We start from the raw sequence: 17,314 nt of genomic DNA on the forward strand, positions 1-17,314 counted from the left end.
ATCACACGAGAACGACACCCACACAATATATTTCGTGTGGGTGTCGTTCTCCTGTGGGATACGCCCGGTCAGCCAGCGGGTGGCGCCTCGTGTCGGGGCGTTCTCGGGTCGATCGCCGCGGTGATCCGCGCATCCTCGTACCCGGCCACCGACCGCAGCACCTCCGCGGTGTCGGCACCGACAACCGGTGGCAGCGCGGGCGCGAACTTCTCCCCGGCGACCCGCACCGGGCTGACCACGAATTCGAGTTCACCGACCCCCGGGTAGTCGACCCGGTAGGTGTTCTCCCGCGCCTGGAAATGCGGGTCCGCGAGCATATCGGCCACGCTGTTGACCGGACCTCCCGCGATGCCGTGTTCGAGGAACAGCTGCACCCACTCGGCGCGGGTGCGCTGCGCGAAGATCTCCGTCAGCGCACGCCACACGAGGTCCGCACGGGCGGCGGCGCCCGCGTCGGTGCTGGTGAGGTCGACGCCGATCAGGTCCTGACGCCCAATTGCGACCAGGAAGTTGTGCCAGAACTTCTCCACGTGCGACCCGAACAGGATCGCCTCACCGTCACTGGTGCGGTAGGCCTCGAGTCGCGGCCAGTCGGGCAGCCGGCCGTCCGGCAGCCAGGACGGACGCGGCATCGAGCGGTCCCTGTTCAGCTCCGCATCCACCAGGTCGGGCATCCACGCGGCGGCGACGTCGATGCCCGACACCTCGACGTGGCAGCCGACACCGGTGGCTCCGGCCTTGTGCAGTGCGGCGAGCAGCCCCATCGCCCCGTACGCGCCGAGGGCGTACATCGCGATCGGCGGCGTGGTGGAACCGGCCATGCCCTCGGCCGGCGGCTTTGCGGGAGTGTTCACCTCGCGCAGCCCGGCGTAGGCGTCGAACACCGGACCGCCGGTACCCAGAGCCCGGTACGGGCCGTCGGTGCCCATACCCGACACCGTGCACAGCACGATCTTCGGATTCACCTGGCGCAGTTGCTCGTAGCCGACTCCGAGCCAGTCCAGATAGCCGCCGCGCATACCTTCGACGACGGCGTCACACGAGCGGGCGAGGTCGAGGAAGGCCTGCTTGCCTTCGGGGCTGCGCAGGTCGAGCGCGACGGACTTCTTGCCGCGATTCCATCGCAGGTGCATGAACGCCGGTCCGTCAGGTTCGCCGATCGCCCGGCTGCCACCGACGCGGACCGGGTCGCCGAGCGGCCCCGACTCCACCTTGATCACCTCGGCACCGAGGTCCGCGAGGTGCCCACCCAGCGACGCCGGGGCCAACTGGGCGACCTCGAGGACCCGCACGCCGTCCAACAGCGAGTACCCACTCATGAATTCTCCTCCGCTCCCCGACCCACGGCCAGCGAGACATTCTGTGTTTGTTCGGGTTTCAGTTCGATCCAGAGTCCCTCGACATCGGCCACGAGGACGTCTCCGTGATGCATGGCACCGCGCATGAACCGCTTGCGGCCGTCCTGGCCGGCGAACTCCGCCTCCACCCGCAATTCGACGTCGAGTGGCGCGGGCGCCCGATAGTTGACGTGCAGGTACGCCGTGCGGGCCCACGGTCTGCCGCAGCTGTTGGCGAGACGCGCGAGGATCTCGTCGAAGATCAGCGGTGTCACGCCACCGTTCATCGCGTATCGGCCGGAATGGAATCTGCCGACGAGAACGCGCCCGCGCGCCCGGTTGTCGGTCACCTCGTCGAGATGGAGAGCCGGTGTGAGGGTCTGCCCGCGCCCCGCAAGGTCCCAGCGGCGCCCGGAGATCTGCTCGTCCTCGCCGACCTCGAACGCTGCCAGTCGGGCCGCGAGGTCACGGAGCGTTCGCGCTGTCCGGCCCGCCGCGTCCGGGGTGGGCCGGCTGCGGGTGACGGCCTCCTGCACCGCGCGCAGGGCGTCGGTCAGTTCCGCGAACTCGTCGTCACGGTCGGTAGTCGGTTCGAACGGGTCGTCCCAGCTGGGACTCCAGATGTCGTCGGTAGTCGAGACAGTGGTGGCGTCCATCCGGATCTCACTTTCGCTGGCGGGAAGAACTGCGAATCACTCTGCGCGGCTTCCGAAGTACGAGCGGAACATCTCCTCGACCGGGCGGGGTCGAAGGGTCGTGCGCGACACGACGTTTTCCCGGTCGTATCGGCTCCGCAGACCCTGCCCCGGCCCGTCGAGCAGCAGCGCTTTGATCTCGCGCATCGACTCGGGAGGCTGAGCCGCGATCTGTTCGGCCGCCTCGAGTGCGGCACCGAGAACGTCGCCGTCAGCCGCGTACCGGGAGACGAGCCCCATCCGGAAGGCCTCCTCGCCGGACACTGCTCGTGAGGTCAGCAGTAGATCGCGGGTCGGCCCGGCGCCGATCAGCTGGTCGAGGACCCAGGTCAGGTTGGCTCCGCCGTACTTCGCCGCGGTGACGGTGATGCGGGTGCCGGGGCCGCCCACCCGCAGGTCCGAACACACCGCGAGCAGGGTTCCCGCGCCGTAGGCCATCCCGTGGACTGCGGCGACCGTCGGTTTGGGGAACGTGAAGTACCGCCACAGCAGCTCTTCTCGTTCGAGCATGCTCAGGACTCCGGCGTCCGGGGTCATCGCGCGGAGTTCCTTCAGGTCGTATCCGGCGGAGAACGCCGCTGCGCCCTCCCCCGCCAGTACCACCACCCGAACGTCCGGGTCGTGTGCCGCCTCTGTGAGCGCGGCGTCGAGCTCACGTTGCAAACCGAGCGAGATCGCGTTGTGCACGTCGGGGCGAGCTAGGTCGAGTTGCAACACCCCGGGAGCCGGGGACGATCGACGCAGGTCGTCCGACGTCACTTCGCACCGCCGACCGCGGCCTCCTCACGCGCGACCTCCTCGGCATCCCGGGTGATCATCTTGTGGAAGACCTGACCGGGGAGTTCGTTCCGTCCGTAGATCAGCTCGTCGACCTGCCCGTGCGCCGCGTTGGCGGTGATCGTCTTCGTGACGAACCAGTCCTCGGCGTGCAGGGTCTCCATGAGGAGTTCCCAGTTCTTGTCGAGAATCCGCTTCTCGCGCGGGGTCTCCGGCTCCTTTGGGGAGAGCAGACGGATGGTGCAGTACGACACGTTGGGATCTTCGGTGTCGGGAACGATCGTCCAGATCTCGAAGTGATTGGGCTCCGTCACGAGCATGGTGCCCGGATAGATCGTGTAGTTCGCGAGGGAGTAGTTGCGGACGTCGAACGAGTCGGGATCGGCGCCGCGAACCTCGGTGATCGACTTGCGCGCGACGACGATTCGCCATGAGCGGTCCACCAGGTCGTATGCCGTGATGTTCCCCTCCAGGTAGTTGCACACTGTCTTGGTGTGCAACTGGCACAGGTGGTACGAGTCCTGCACGCCGTCGACGGCGATCTTCCAGTTCATGTCGAGTTTCCAGGTCTCCTTGCGCACCTGGAACGACTCGGCCATACCGGTCGCCGTCACCTCCGCGTCGTGCTTGGCGCCGAGGATCGCGGCGATGTCGAGATCGGCCCCGACCGTCGGAACCACCCAGACCAGGCCGTGCCGTACCTCGCAGGGAAATTCCACGAGCCCGTACTGCGCGCGGTCCATGCCGTCGAAGCCTTCCGAGTGCGGCATCCCCCGCAGATCGCCGCCGCGGCCGTACGCCCAGTTGTGATACGGGCAGCTGAAGATGCGCTTGCAACCCGATTCCTCGAACTCCACCTTTGCACCCCGGTGCCTGCAGACGTTGGAGAAGGCCTTGACGCTGCCGTCCGTCTGCCGCACCACCAGCAGCGGTGTGCCGATCAGCTCGGTCGTGACGAAGTCGCCGGCCTTCTTCAGCTCGTCGACGTGCGCGACGATGTGCGGCAGTCGCCGGACCACCTTACGTTCGCGTTCGGCGAGTTCGGGGTCGTTGAACGCCGAGAACGGCACTCGAAGCAGGTCATCCGCGTAGTCGGTGCTGTTGTTGTCGACATGTGCGATCAGTCGCTCGGTGAGGGTGATCTTGTCTTCGCGCTCCATACACCGAGAGTGGCACATGAGACATTGCTTGTCTAGCGTCTCACCCAAATTGATGACGGTACTGTCTACTGGTGGCTGCAAGGACTGGAAACGACCCCGCGACCGACGTCCGCTCGACGATCCTCACCGCAGCGGAGACGTGTTTCGAACGCTTCGGAATCACGAAGACGACCATGGAAGACGTCGCTCGCGCAGCGGATATGTCCCGCGCGACCGTCTACAGATACTTCTCGGACCGCGAGAGTCTGATCATCGAGTCCGTCGCGCGGCGCGCGCGCAAGAACATGAAGCCGGCCCGGGCCTTCATCGCGAAGTGGCCCACCATCGAGGAGCGCCTCGTCGAGGGCATCTGCAACAACGTCGAGAGCGGTCTCCGGGACCCCATGGTTCACCTGCTCGTTTCGCCGTCGGAGATGACACTGGCGAACTCGCTGCTGACCACGTCGGGCAAGGCCGTCGAACTCACGAGCGAACTCTGGGAGCCGATTCTGCGCGACGCCCAGGAGGCCGGCGACATCCGCGCCGACGTCGATCTGGCACTGCTCTGCGAGTGGATCTCCGAACTCGAGATCATGTGCATCAGCCAACTCAACGGCGGCACCGGCTCATTGGAACGCTTCCGCGAGAAGCTACGCGCCTTCCTCGTCCCTTCCCTGCTGCCCGCCGGCAACTGAGACCGCGAGGGACGCCGCGAACGGCGGCTGGAACTACGGCAGGAAGGCAGGCAGGACGAACTGCCTCATCATCTGGCGGTGCGAGGGATCGCTCGGATCTGAATTGTCCAGCCGCGGTGCAAGCATCAGCGTCAAGCCTCGCACTGAGACAACGCGCTCTGGTGCCGGCCCGGCCACGGGTTGGCACTAGAGAGCGGGGTGTTCAAGCCCTACCCGGTGGCGTCACAGGGACTACTGGTCCTGTGGCCCGCCCCTGTTCGTCCAGGATGTGTCCCAGGTGTTTCCCGATCTGAATGACCACCGACCGGTCCGCCACCCGCGATCCAGGCAAGATCTTCTCGAGGAGCAGTTCGAACCGGTGGACGTCGTTCAGGGTGCGCAACCAGACGGCCATGATCAGGTTGTATTCGCTGGCCACGAGTACCGCCAACCGCACCTCCTCGATCCGGCCCAGCGACGTCCTCAGCCGTTCGATCAGCGGCGCGGGAACCTGCATGAAGTACCAGGCGTAGATCGGCCACTCGGAGTAGGTCCGGGCGATGTCGGTGCGCAGCAGGAGCGATCCGTCTCGCCGCATCGTCGCGATCGCGTCGGTGATGCGCTGATTGCTGACGCCGGCGCGTTCGGCGATCGCCGTGGTGGCCGCGCGGCCGTCGATGCCCAGTTCGTGATGGATCACGCGTTTCAGGTCGGGTGAGACGGTCCGTGCGGCGCGGGGGCGCGGCGGCCGGGGGCCGGGGACCCGGGCGGCCTGTGCCGCGGACAGCGTGCGCAGCCGCCAGTTCCCGGCTTCGAAGAGCACCTCGGTGATGAGGTGGGTCCGGGCTCGCCGGATCTCCGGATACTCCCCGAGCCGATGAAGCAGGAACTGCGACGTCTCCGCCGAATCCTGCGCCATCAGCGTGAGTAGGAGGTCGCGGCCGCCCGCCGTGAAGTCGATACCGGCGACCACCGGATCTTCCGACATGGCCTCTGCCGTTGCGGCGGACTGTCCTGGTGCGCATTCGATTTCAACCAGAGCACCACGACCCGGCGTCCCGGCATCGTAGCCGGTGACCCAGATCAGACCGGTGTCGCGCAGCCGCTGATACCGCCGCGACAACGTCACGGGGTCAACGGCCAGGATCGGCGCGAGCACCTTCCAAGATGCCCGCGGCTCGATCTGCAATGCATGTATGAGACCGAAGTCGACATCATCTGGCTCGTAATCCTGCATGATTGGTCCTTTTGTGCCGAGAAAGCTGCAAATTTACACGACGGAATTCACGTCGGGTCACTCTTCCACCAGTCACTTTCCGCTGATCCTCTTGGAGTCCACATGAGTTCTTCGCGCCACCTCCAGGGAAGCGACGCTGCCACGGCAGCGGTCGGATTCCTTGTGGTCATGGAGTTCGCCAGCGGCCTGCTGCAGGGGTGGTTCTCCCCGCTGCTGCCCGCCATCGGCGAACGTTTCGACGCGTCGTCCGCCGCCTTGAACTGGGTGAGCGCAATGTATCTGCTGGGGACGGCCGCCTGCGTCCCACTGATCGCCAAACTCGGTGACCTCTTCGGGCACAAACGGCTTCTCGTCGTCGCGACCGCGTCCGTCGCGCTCGGTTCGTTCCTCGTCGCGTTCGCGCCGTCGTTCGAACTGCTGCTCGTCGGCCGGGCGTTGCAGGCACCGCTCGCGGCGTTCCTGCCACTCGAGTTCGCGATCGTGCGGGACCGCAACCCGGCCACGGCGGGCCGGAGCATCGGCAGACTGGTGGGGTCGCTGACACTGGGTGCCGCCGTCGGCGGCCTGCTCTCGGGTTTCCTGCTCGACTCGGTGATCGGCGACGTGAGTGTTGTGTTGCTCGTGCCCGCCATCCTCATGACGATCTGCCTTGCGGTGGTCTACTTCCTCGTCCCGGAGACGACGGTGCGCAAGTCGGGCACCGTCGACTGGACCGGCGCGGTCCTGCTGACGGTCGGTCTGCTCGGGGTGCTCGGTGGTGTCTCCAACGCCAACACCTGGGGCTGGACGAGCACCCTGACGTGGGCGGCCATCGGGGTCGGGGCTGCGGTTCTCGTCGTGTGGGTGTTCGTGGAACGACAGGTCCGGCATCCGCTCGTGGACCTCGACGTGGTCGGACGAGGCATGCGGGTGCCCATGTTGATGGCAATGCTGTTCGGCGCCCAACTGTTCGGTGTCCAGACCCCCAGCGCCCTCTTCCTCCGCGCCACGCCGGAGACCAACGGTTACGGGCTCGGCGTCACCGCGTCGATGACCGGCCTGATCCTGGCGCTGTTCGCTCTCGCGATGTTCGTCGGTGCGGCCACGAGCGACCGGCTCGCCCGCTCCGCCACCGTGCCCGGATCGCTCGCACTGGGTGCGGTCCTCGCGGCGGCCTCCTACATCCTGATGATCGTCGTCCCGGGGAACGTCACCCTGTTCACTCTGTGGCTCGTCGTCGCGGGAATGGGCGGCGGCGTCGTGGTCGGGGTGCTGCCCACCGTCATCGTGCAGCAGGCCCCACCGGATTCGGTCGGCATCGCGTCCGGCCTCTACAACACATCCCGCACCGCGGCGGGAGCCGTAGCCGGGGCCGTGTTCGCCCTCGTGATGTCATCGATGATCACCCCGGCACTCACCGCCGGTGCCAAGCAGATCCCCTCGGTGGGCGCCTATCACGTGGTGTGGGCAGTGTGTGCGGCACTGTGCGCCCTCACCGCTGTCCTGGCACTGAAACTCCGCTCGCCGGCGGACGTCACCGAGAACGACACAGCCCCACTTGCCGACGACGAGCAAGTGCACGCCTGACATCTCTCCTGAACACCGAACGAAAGGATATCGAAGTGTCTGTCGATCCATACCTCCTCGGCACCATCGACGAACTCGGCCCGCAGTACACCGCATTGAGCGACGCCATCTGGAACAACCCCGAATTGCGATGGGAAGAACACGCTTCCGTCGATGCGCAGATCGCCGTCGCGGAGGCCGAGGGATTCACCGTCAGCCGGGCGGTGGCCGGTATCCCGACCGCGTTCAGCGCCGAAGCCGGAAGTGGTACGCCGGTGATCGCGATCGTCGGCGAATACGACGCCCTCGCCGGGCTCAGTCAGAAGTCGGGAAGTGCCGTGCCGGAACCGGAGCCCGGCAACGAAACCGGCAACGGGCAGGGCTGCGGACATCACCTTCTCGGTGGTGGTTCGCTCCTGGCCGCGACCGCCGTCAAGCGCTACCTCGACGCGAACGGCCTCCCGGGAACCGTCCGCTACTACGGATGCCCCGCCGAAGAGGCCGCCGCCGGAAAGACGTTCATGGTGAAGGAGGGTGCGTTCGCCGACGTCGACGCCGCCGTGTCGTGGCACCCCGGCGACACCACCACCGTGCAACGAATCCGCACACTCGCCTACATCCAGGCCTACGTCCGCTTCACCGGCATCGCCTCCCACGCAGGCGTGTCCCCCGAGCGCGGCCGCAGCGCTCTCGACGCGCTCGAGCTGATGAACGTCGGCACGAACTTCCTGCGTGAGCACATGCCCTCGGACTGCCGGATCCATTACGCGATCCTGGACACCGGTGGTCGCTCACCCAACGTGGTCCAGGCGAGCGCCGAGGCGTACTACCTTGTGCGGTCGCCGGATGTGGCCGGCATGCGCGAGCTGTTCGCCCGTGTGACGAAGATCGCCGAGGGCGCCGCGCTGATGACCGAGACCACGGTCGAGATCGAGATCGACGGCGGATGCTCGGACATCCTGCCGAATGTCGTCCTCGAGGATTCGATGCAGGATCGGCTCCGCGAGCTCGGACCGGTTCCCTTCGACGCCGGCGACCTCGAGTCCGCATCGGCGTTCATCACCGAGACTACATCGGGACGCACGGCGAGCACCCTCGGCGGTGAGTTCGAGGGCGACGGAAGCGCTCTGCACACCGACATCATCACGTTCGACGCGCGGACGCCACGTCCGACGCTGACCGGGTCCAGCGACCTCGGTGACGTCAGCCGGGTGACACCCCTCGTACAGTGCGCCACGGCGTGCGTCGCCGTCGGCACTGCCGCCCACTCGTGGCAGATGGTCGCCCAGGGCAAGCTTCCCGCCGCACACAAGGGGATGATCCACGCCGCCAAGATCATGGCCGCGACCGCGGCGGACCTGCTGACGGAAGCCGAACTGCTGGCCTCGGCGCGCAAGGAGTTCACCTCCCGCACCTCCGAGACCCCCTACGACTCCCCGCTTCCCGACGGGGTCATCGCCCCGCCCCTGCGCGGCGCCGCCGTCGCCGTCTGACCACCCATTCGCAACCACCAGGAAGGACCACCCACATGACGCTCGCCACCCCCGTCGGCGACACCACCGAGCCGCGCACAGCAGCATTGAAGGATGTTGCGGCGCAGGTAGTCCGGAATCGCGAGAAGGAGCTGCTCGAACTCAGCCACCGCATTCACGACACCCCCGAGATCGCGTTCGAGGAGCACCGCGCCGCCGGCCTCGTCGGGGACGCACTCCGGAAAGCGGGCTTCGACACCACCGTCGGCGTCTACGGGCTCGACACGGCCGTCGAAGCGGTCTACGGGACCGGCGACCTCACCGTCGCGATCTGCGCCGAATACGACGCACTGCCCGAAGTCGGGCACGCCTGCGGCCACAACATGATCGCGGCCGCCGGAGTGGGTGCGGCCCTCGCGCTCGCGGCGGTCGCCGACGACGCCGGTCTCCGGATCAAACTGCTGGGCACACCCGCCGAGGAGCACGGCGGCGGCAAGATCCCGATGCTCGAAGCCGGTGCGTGGGAGGACGCGGCGCTGTCGCTGATGGTTCACGGTGCATCGGGGACGGACATGCCCTGCTCCTCGCTGTGGATGCAGGCGGTCGATCGATTCGAGGTAACGTTCACTGGCCGCGCCGCACATGCCGCCGGCGCACCCGAGCACGGGATCAATGCCGGTGCCGCGGCGACGATCGCCCTGAACGCCATCGGGCTGGTCCGCCAGCAGTTCCGGGCGAAGACACGCGTCAACGCGTTCGTATCGCACGGAGGAGACGTCACCAACATCATTCCGGCCAGGACGGTGGTGCAGGTCGAGGTGCGGGCACCGGAGATCGGTGAGTGGCGCGAGGTGAAAGAGCGTGTGCTCGCCTGCTTCGAAGCGGGCGCACTCGCCACCGGATGCGAGTGGACGTACGCGGCCACGGAGCCGCCCTACGCGCCGATGGTCCAGAACCCGGTGCTCGCGGCGATCTGGGACGAGAACCTGCAGGCCACCGGTCGCGAACTCACGTCCGCCTCACTCGGCGGAGGCTCCAGCGACATGGGCAACGTGTCGCAGGTCGTGCCGTCCATCCATCCCGCGATCGCGGTGCTCGGCAGCACCGCGATCCCGCACAACGCCGACTTCGCCGACGCCGCAGCCAGTCCCGCCGCCGATGCCGCGATCCTCGACGGTGCGACAGCGCTGGCGTGGACGGTCCTCGACATCGCACTGGACACCAAGGTCCGCGGGGCGTTGCTGCGTCTGCAGGCGGAACGGCCGGAGGGGTTCACCCGGCGCGCCTCCTGGGCGTGATCGCCTAGGACAAGGCGAGCCGGCGCTCGGCGATCATCACGCACTGTGCGAGGACGGGGCCGATGCCGGCGAGCGCTTCCGGACTCGTCATCTGCTGGTGCGATACGGGAACGGCGTGTTCGATAATCTCGCCGCCGATGTGGGGCCTCCACGCGGAGACGCCGGTGGGGGCATCCACAGAGTCCGCCGCACCGAAGAACAGCAGATCGAGGTCGATCGGTGTCGACGGGCGGTGCGCGAGGGCGAGGGCGACCGTCTGGGTGAATACCCGGTGGACGGCGTCGAGGTCGTCCGCGGTCACGGCTGCGAACAGTCCGCCGGTGCGGCGCAGCACCTCCACCGCGCGATCCGTGGTCGCCGCCGCATCCGCGTCACCCGGGACCACCGCGCCGAACTCCGCCAGAAGTGCAGCCACGGTGGGCTTTTCCGTTGTGAGACCGTATCCTCCTGTCAGGTGTGTGTCGAGCATCGCGAGGGTGGCCACCTCGTCGCCGCCCTCCGTGAGCTGCACCGCCATCTCATGGGCGATCTGACCACCGACCGAGTAGCCGACCAGGTGATACGGGCCGTGCGGCTGCACCGAGCGGATCCGCTGGACGTATCGGGCGGCGAGATCCTCCAAGGAGTCGACCTGCAGGTCGGGGTCGGTCAGCGCAGGGGATTGCAGCCCGTACACCGGGCGGTCACCGAGGTGCTGCACCAGCCCGGTGAAGCACCAGGCCAACCCGATCGCGGGATGGATGCAGAACACCGGGTTGCCGGTTCCGGTGGTTCGCAGCGGCAGCAGCACGTCGAGCGACGGGTCGGCGGCATCCTCCGCCCGGGAGTCCTCCGGCGCCGTGGCGATCATGTGCGCCAGGGCTTCCGGCGTCGGATGGGTGAAGATCCACTGCACCGGCACGGCGCGCGGAGACGATTCGGCAATCCGGGCGATCACGCTCGTCGCGGTGAGCGACGTACCGCCGAGGGTGAAGTAGTTGTCGTCGAGCCCGGCCCGGTCCAGCCCGAGCCCCTCGGCGAACGCGGCGGCCACCACCTCCTCGGTCGCGTTGCGCGGTGCCCGGTACGCGGCGCGCGCCGCGGTGAAGTCCGGCTCCGGCAGGGCGGCGCGGTCGAGTTTCCCGTTCGCGGTGACCGGCACGGCGTCGAGGACCGTCACGGTCGCGGGGACCATGTGCGGGGCCAACCGCGCACGGGCGTGCGCCAGGACCGCGGACGTGTCCAGCAGCGAACCCGCAGCGGGGACCACGTAGCCGGCCAACCGGTCGCCGCTGGTGTTCACGACGGCGCGATCGATACCGGGGTATCCGAGGAGGGCCGATTCGATTTCGCCGAGTTCGATCCGGAAACCACGAATCTTCACCTGAAAATCCGAGCGACCCACATACTCGAGCACCGGCCCACCCTCCGAACGCCGCCACCGCACCACATCCCCCGTCCGATACATCCGATCCCCCGGCCCACCGAACGGATCCGCAACGAACCGCCCCGCCGTCAACCCCGACCGATTCCGATACTCCCGCGCCAGCGCCGGACCCGACAAATACAACTCCCCCGCCGCCCCGAACGGCACCGGCCGCAACCGCCCATCCAACACCAACTCACCGAACCCACGAACCGGACCACCCACCGTCACCGACTCCCCCACCACCAACCCACCACTGACATTCGACATGATCGTCGCCTCCGTCGGCCCATACGCATTGAACATCCGCCGGCCCGCAGCCCACCGCGCAACCAACTCCGGCGGGCACGCCTCACCCGCCACCACCAGCGCACCCAACGCCCCCAACCCCACCGGATCAACCGACGACAACGCCGTCGGCGTCAACACCGCATGCGTCACCAACTCCCCCACCAGAATCCGCGCCAACTCCTCCCCACCGTAAACCGTCGGCGGAACCACCACCAACCGCGCACCCAACCCCAACGCCCACACCAACTCGAACACCGACGCATCGAAACTCGGTGACGCACAATGCAACACCCGAGCACCCGCACACACCCCGAAACCCGAACGCTGCGCAGCCACCACATTCGCCAACCCCCGATGCGTCACCACCACCCCCTTCGGCACACCCGTCGACCCCGACGTATAAATCACATACGCCGCCTGCCCCACCCGCACCCGCGCACCCCGATCCACATCCGTCACCACCCCCGCCGACACCGACGACAACCGCGACACAACCGCCACATCATCGAGCACCACCCACCGCACCGAACCCGGCAACCGATCCCGCACCTCCGAGACCGTCACCCCCACCACCACACCCGAATCCGTCAGCATGTGCTCCACACGCCCCACCGGATACTGCGGATCCACCGGCAAAAACGCCGCCCCCGTCTTCGCCACCGCCCACACCGACAACACCGACTCGACCGACCGCGCCACCGCCACAGCCACCACCGACTCCGCACCCACCCCCGCCCCCAACAACACCCGCGCCAACCGATTCGACGCCTCATCCAACTCCCGATACGTCAACCGACGATCCCCACACACCACCGCCACCGCACCCGGATCCGCAACCACCGACGCCGCCAACAACTCCGGCAACGACACCTCCGACACCGACACCCCACCCACCACCGGAGTCAAGCACTCCAACTCCGCAGCGCCGATCACGGCGATGTCGCCGATCGGACGGTCGGGCGACGCCGTGAGCGCGTCGAGGATGCGGACGAACTGGTCCGCGAACCCGCGCACGGTGCTCACGTCCAGGATGTCGGTGGCGAAACCGAATGCGGCGGACATTCCGGCAGGTTCGCCGGTTTCGTCGACGTTCTCACTCAGGGTCAGGCACAGATCGCATTTGGCGACCTCGACACCGGCGTCGACGACCTCGACGATGAGCCCGGGCAGTTCGAGGCGGCTCTTCTCGGTGTTCTGGAACTCGAGCAGCACCTGGAACAGCGGGGTGTGCGCGGTCGAACGGACCGGGTCGACCGCCTGCACCACCCGGTCGAACGGCACCTCCGCGTGCCCGAATGCCCCGAGGTCGGTCTCGCGGACGTGCGCCACCAGGTCGGTGAAGGAGCTCTCGGGCGCGACCCGGGTCCGCAGCACCACGGTGTTGACGAACATGCCGACCATCTCGTCCAGTGCCGCGTCGCCGCGACCGGCGACGGGCGTTCCCACCGCGAGGTCCGTCTCGCCGCTCAGCCGGCCGAGCAGGACGGCGAGTGCGGCGTGCGCGACCATGAACAGCGTCGAATCGTGGTCCCGGGCGAGGTCGGACAGCTTCTTGTGGAGGTCCGCACCGATCGCGAACGGCACGGTGGCGCCGTGTGCGGACCGCTGCAGCGGGCGCCGCCGGTCGGTCGGCAGCTCGAGCAGCTCGGGCATCCCGTCGAGGGTCCGGCGCCAGTAGTCCAGCTGCGCCGAAATCAGCGAGTCCGGGTCGGTGTCGCTGCCCAGGGTGCGGCGTTGCCACAGCGCGAAGTCCGCGTACTGCACCGGCATCGGCGCCCACCCGGGGGGACGTCCGTGTGTACGCGCGGTGTACGCAACCATCACGTCGCGAGCGAGCGGCGCCATCGACGATCCGTCCGCCGCGATATGGTGCAACACGAGAGCCACCACGTGTTCGTCCGGACCGATCCGCAGCACCGCGATGCGCATCGGGACGTCGCGGCTCACGTTGAATTCGGCCGACGCGAGGGGCACCAGCTCACTGCGCAGCGCCGCCTCGTCGGACACGGTGACCGGGGTGAGGTCGAGGGTCACCCGGTCCGCGGGCAGCACCACCTGATGCGGGCCGTCTGCAGAGCCGGGGTAGACGGTGCGGAGCGGCTCGTGTCGTTCGACGACGTCGCCGAACGCGGCGCGCAGAGCTTCGATGTCGAGTTCGCCGGTCAGGCGCAGCGCGATCGGAACGTTGTAGGCGGGCGAGGCCGTGTCGACCTGGTTGACGATCCACATCCGCTGCTGCGCGAGGGACAGCGGCACCCGGTCCGGGCGCGGGGCCGCCGTGAGGGCGGGACGCGCCGCAGTGCTGCGATCCGCGGTAGCGGCACGGGCGGCGAGTTCCGCCACCGTCGGCGCCTCGAACAGCTCCCGGACCCCCAAGGCGACGCCCAGCGCGGAGTTGATGCGGGCGACGGCGCGGGTCGCGCTCAGCGAGTTTCCGCCCAGGTCGAAGAAGTTGTCGTCGAGCCCGGCCCGGTCGAGTCCGAGCACCTCGGCGAAGACGTCTGCCACGGTGTGCTCGGCCGTACTGGTCGACGCGCGGAACACGGTGCGGACGATCGCGAAATCCGGGGCCGGCAATGCTTGCCGGTCCAGCTTGCCCACCGGGGTGAGGGGCAGCTCGTCGAGGATGACGATGGTCGCGGGCACCATGTGGGCGGGCACGAAGCAGCGCACATGGTCGGTCAGTTCGGCGACGTCGGGTTCGTCGTCACCGGACGGCAGGACGTACGACACCAGGACGGTGTCCCCGGACGGGGCGGTGCGACCGAGTGTCACGGCGAATCCGACGTAGGGATGCCGTGTCAGCGCGGCGTCGATTTCGCCGAGTTCGATCCGGAAACCACGAATCTTCACCTGAAAATCCGAGCGACCCACATACTCGAGCACCGGCCCACCCTCCGAACGCCGCCACCGCACCACATCCCCCGTCCGATACATCCGATCCCCCGGCCCACCGAACGGATCCGCAACGAACCGCCCCGCCGTCAACCCCGACCGATTCCGATACCCCCGCGCCAGCGCCGGACCCGACAAATACAACTCCCCCGCCGCCCCGAACGGCACCGGCCGCAACCGCCCATCCAACACCAACTCACCGAACCCACGAACCGGACCACCCACCGTCACCGACTCCCCCACCACCAACCCACCACTGACATTCGACATGATCGTCGCCTCCGTCGGCCCATACGCATTGAACATCCGCCGGCCCGCAGCCCACCGCGCAACCAACTCCGGCGGGCACGCCTCACCCGCCACCACCAGCGCACCCAACGCCCCCAACCCCACCGGATCAACCGACGACAACGCCGTCGGCGTCAACACCGCATGCGTCACCAACTCCCCCACCAGAATCCGCGCCAACTCCTCCCCACCGTAAACCGTCGGCGGAACCACCACCAACCGCGCACCCAACCCCAACGCCCACACCAACTCGAACACCGACGCATCGAAACTCGGTGACGCACAATGCAACACCCGAGCACCCGCACACACCCCGAAACCCGAACGCTGCGCAGCCACCACATTCGCCAACCCCCGATGCGTCACCACCACCCCCTTCGGCACACCCGTCGACCCCGACGTATAAATCACATACGCCGCCTGCCCCACCCGCACCCGCGCACCCCGATCCACATCCGTCACCACCCCCGCCGACACCGACGACAACCGCGACACAACCGCCACATCATCGAGCACCACCCACCGCACCGAACCCGGCAACCGATCCCGCACCTCCGAGACCGTCACCCCCACCACCACACCCGAATCCGTCAGCATGTGCTCCACACGCCCCACCGGATACTGCGGATCCACCGGCAAAAACGCCGCCCCCGTCTTCGCCACCGCCCACACCGACAACACCGACTCGACCGACCGCGCCACCGCCACAGCCACCACCGACTCCGCACCCACCCCCGCCCCCAACAACACCCGCGCCAACCGATTCGACGCCTCATCCAACTCCCGATACGTCAACCGACGATCCCCACACACCACCGCCACCGCACCCGGATCCGCAACCACCGACGCCGCCAACAACTCCGGCAACGACACCTCCGACACCGACACCCCACCCACCACCGGAGTCAAGCACTCCAACTCCGCCACACCGATCACGGCGAGCGGTGTGCCGGGGTCGGCGGCGAGCAGTTCGTCGATCAGTTCGACGACGCCGGCGTGATGCGACCGCAGGTCGTCGTCGCGGTAGCGGTACGGGTTGGCCTCGAACTCGACGATCGTCGACGTCGGCGTGCCACTCCGGTACACGTTCACGGACAGGTCTGGGACAGGACCGGTGGTGAGGATCCGGAAGTCACCGGTCAGCGACCCGAAGGTGAGATCCTGATCGAAGAGCATCACGTTGATCATCGGTCCCGAGATCCTGCGGGCCTCGGCGGACACACCCAGGTCACGCAGAATGTCCTCGACGTTGCCGCGCTGGTGCCGCATTGCCCCCATCAGTTCGTGCTGGACCCGGGTCACGAGGTCGCCGACGGTGTCGTCGGATCGGACCTGCACCCGCAATGGCGCAACGTTGGCGAGCATGCCGCCGGAACGGCGCAGTACAGCGGTGGTGCGCGCGGACAGCGGAATGTCCACGAGCACGTCCTGCCGTCCCGTCCGCCGCGAGAGGTAGCAGGCGAAGGCGGCGATCAACGCGGCTGCTGCCGTCGCGCCCGGCCGGCCGTCGGTGTCCTCGAGCCGTGCGACGGTATCGGTCGACAGCGCCGCGCGCACGGTCAGGCTGTGGGCGGCGGGTGGAGCCTCGATGTCGGTCAGGGAGGCGCCGTTCGTGCGTGTGTGGAGACGTTCGGCCCAGTAGTCACGGTCGGACGAGAACCGGTGGGACGCCCGGTAGTCGCCTTCGAGGCGGTGCAGGGTGTGCAGGTCGGCTGCACGGTTCGGTTCGAGCTCGAGACCGTGGACCGCCGCGGTGTACAGGGCGGCGACACGGTTGACCATCGTCATCGCCGCGTATCCGTCGAGGGCGACGTGGTGGATCCTGCTGTACCACAGGTGCCGCTCGTCACCGACCCGCAACAGTGACGATTCGCACAGATAGTCGTGCTCGAAATCGACTCGTGCCGTGTAGTTCTCCTGCATCCACGCCTCCGCGGCGGCCATCGGGTCGGATGCACTGCGGAAGTCGACGATTCCCATGGCCGCGTCGGCAGGCGGATCGACCACCTGATGCGGCTCACCATCGACGTCGACCAGGCGCAGGAACACCGACTCGTATTCGTGGCCGGCAACGAGCGCTACCTCACGGAACAGATCGACGTCCAGCTGCCCGTGGATGTCGACGTACTGCGCGATGCAGATCGGGACGTCCGGGGCGAGTTGCTGCGCAAACCACAGCCCGTGCTGCGCCGCGGACAGCGGGAACGGATCGGATCGATGCTCTCGGTAGTTCGCTCGCGCAGCGTGTTCCATCAAATCAC

10 protein-coding genes are annotated in these 17,314 nt (G+C 67.8%); 4 read left to right on the top strand and 6 right to left on the bottom strand.

All coding sequences use genetic code 11. The features are described 5' to 3' along the window. Nucleotides 1-68 precede the first annotated feature (68 nt). The 4 genes from ACLIVD_RS20830 to ACLIVD_RS20845 are packed head-to-tail and all read right to left on the bottom strand — an operon-like array spanning nt 69 to nt 3,969. The gene (locus tag ACLIVD_RS20830) at nt 69-1,319 is read right to left on the bottom strand and encodes a CaiB/BaiF CoA transferase family protein (protein ID WP_283352063.1); all 1,251 of its coding nucleotides are present in this window, start codon (nt 1,317-1,319) and stop codon (nt 69-71) included. After that, nucleotides 1,316-1,993, bottom strand: coding sequence for a PaaI family thioesterase (locus tag ACLIVD_RS20835; protein WP_283352062.1), 678 nt, complete (start codon nt 1,991-1,993; stop codon nt 1,316-1,318). The genes ACLIVD_RS20830 and ACLIVD_RS20835 overlap by 4 nt, the downstream gene beginning before the upstream one ends. A gap of 36 nt (nt 1,994-2,029) precedes the next feature. Next, complete coding sequence (locus tag ACLIVD_RS20840) at nt 2,030-2,791, bottom strand: enoyl-CoA hydratase/isomerase family protein (protein ID WP_105413771.1); 762 nt, start codon at nt 2,789-2,791, stop codon at nt 2,030-2,032. Further along, a complete protein-coding gene (locus ACLIVD_RS20845; RefSeq protein ID WP_491930570.1) occupies nt 2,788-3,969 on the bottom strand; it encodes an aromatic ring-hydroxylating oxygenase subunit alpha in 1,182 nt (393 codons plus the stop codon). Before ACLIVD_RS20845 ends, ACLIVD_RS20840 begins: the two co-directional genes overlap by 4 nt. Before the next feature lie 71 nt (nt 3,970-4,040). Between ACLIVD_RS20845 and ACLIVD_RS20850 the strand changes: the two genes are divergently transcribed. Continuing rightward, entirely contained in the window at nt 4,041-4,643 is a 603-nt protein-coding gene (locus ACLIVD_RS20850) for a TetR/AcrR family transcriptional regulator (protein WP_011593694.1), read from the top strand. Between the two features lie 202 nt (nt 4,644-4,845). Here ACLIVD_RS20850 and ACLIVD_RS20855 read toward each other — a convergent pair whose 3' ends face one another. Further along, the gene (locus ACLIVD_RS20855) at nt 4,846-5,859 is read right to left on the bottom strand and encodes an Lrp/AsnC family transcriptional regulator (RefSeq protein ID WP_491930571.1); all 1,014 of its coding nucleotides are present in this window, start codon (nt 5,857-5,859) and stop codon (nt 4,846-4,848) included. A 102-nt stretch (nt 5,860-5,961) separates the two neighbouring features. On the opposite strand from ACLIVD_RS20855, the gene ACLIVD_RS20860 reads away from it, so the two are divergent. From ACLIVD_RS20860 to ACLIVD_RS20870, 3 genes are read left to right on the top strand one after another with little or no spacing between them, the layout of a single operon-like run. Continuing rightward, nucleotides 5,962-7,425, top strand: coding sequence for an MFS transporter (locus tag ACLIVD_RS20860; RefSeq protein WP_491930572.1), 1,464 nt, complete (start codon nt 5,962-5,964; stop codon nt 7,423-7,425). Nucleotides 7,426-7,460: 35 nt separating this feature from the next. Continuing rightward, nucleotides 7,461-8,897, top strand: a complete 1,437-nt coding sequence (locus ACLIVD_RS20865; RefSeq protein ID WP_491930573.1) for an amidohydrolase — start codon at nt 7,461-7,463, stop codon at nt 8,895-8,897. A 35-nt stretch (nt 8,898-8,932) separates the two neighbouring features. After that, nucleotides 8,933-10,174 (top strand): amidohydrolase, encoded by a 1,242-nt coding sequence (locus ACLIVD_RS20870; RefSeq protein ID WP_491930574.1) that lies wholly within the window; start codon nt 8,933-8,935, stop codon nt 10,172-10,174. A gap of 4 nt (nt 10,175-10,178) precedes the next feature. Here ACLIVD_RS20870 and ACLIVD_RS20875 read toward each other — a convergent pair whose 3' ends face one another. Continuing rightward, on the bottom strand, nt 10,179-17,306 hold the full coding sequence (locus ACLIVD_RS20875) for an amino acid adenylation domain-containing protein (protein WP_491930575.1): 7,128 nt from the start codon (nt 17,304-17,306) through the stop codon (nt 10,179-10,181). Between the last annotated feature and the right edge of the window lie 8 nt (nt 17,307-17,314).

Source organism: Rhodococcus sp. G6(2025), from assembly GCF_058628105.1.

Bases quoted from the DNA above. Each gene is read 5' to 3' on its own strand.
- ACLIVD_RS20860 (WP_491930572.1), top strand. From the start codon at position 5,962: ATGAGTTCTTCGCGCCACCTCCAGGGAAGCGACGCTGCCACGGCAGCG.
- ACLIVD_RS20875 (WP_491930575.1), bottom strand. From the start codon at position 17,306: ATGGAACACGCTGCGCGAGCGAACTACCGAGAGCATCGATCCGATCCG.
- ACLIVD_RS20835 (WP_283352062.1), bottom strand. From the start codon at position 1,993: ATGGACGCCACCACTGTCTCGACTACCGACGACATCTGGAGTCCCAGC.
- ACLIVD_RS20845 (WP_491930570.1), bottom strand. From the start codon at position 3,969: ATGGAGCGCGAAGACAAGATCACCCTCACCGAGCGACTGATCGCACAT.
- ACLIVD_RS20830 (WP_283352063.1), bottom strand. From the start codon at position 1,319: ATGAGTGGGTACTCGCTGTTGGACGGCGTGCGGGTCCTCGAGGTCGCC.
- ACLIVD_RS20870 (WP_491930574.1), top strand. From the start codon at position 8,933: ATGACGCTCGCCACCCCCGTCGGCGACACCACCGAGCCGCGCACAGCA.
- ACLIVD_RS20855 (WP_491930571.1), bottom strand. From the start codon at position 5,859: ATGCAGGATTACGAGCCAGATGATGTCGACTTCGGTCTCATACATGCA.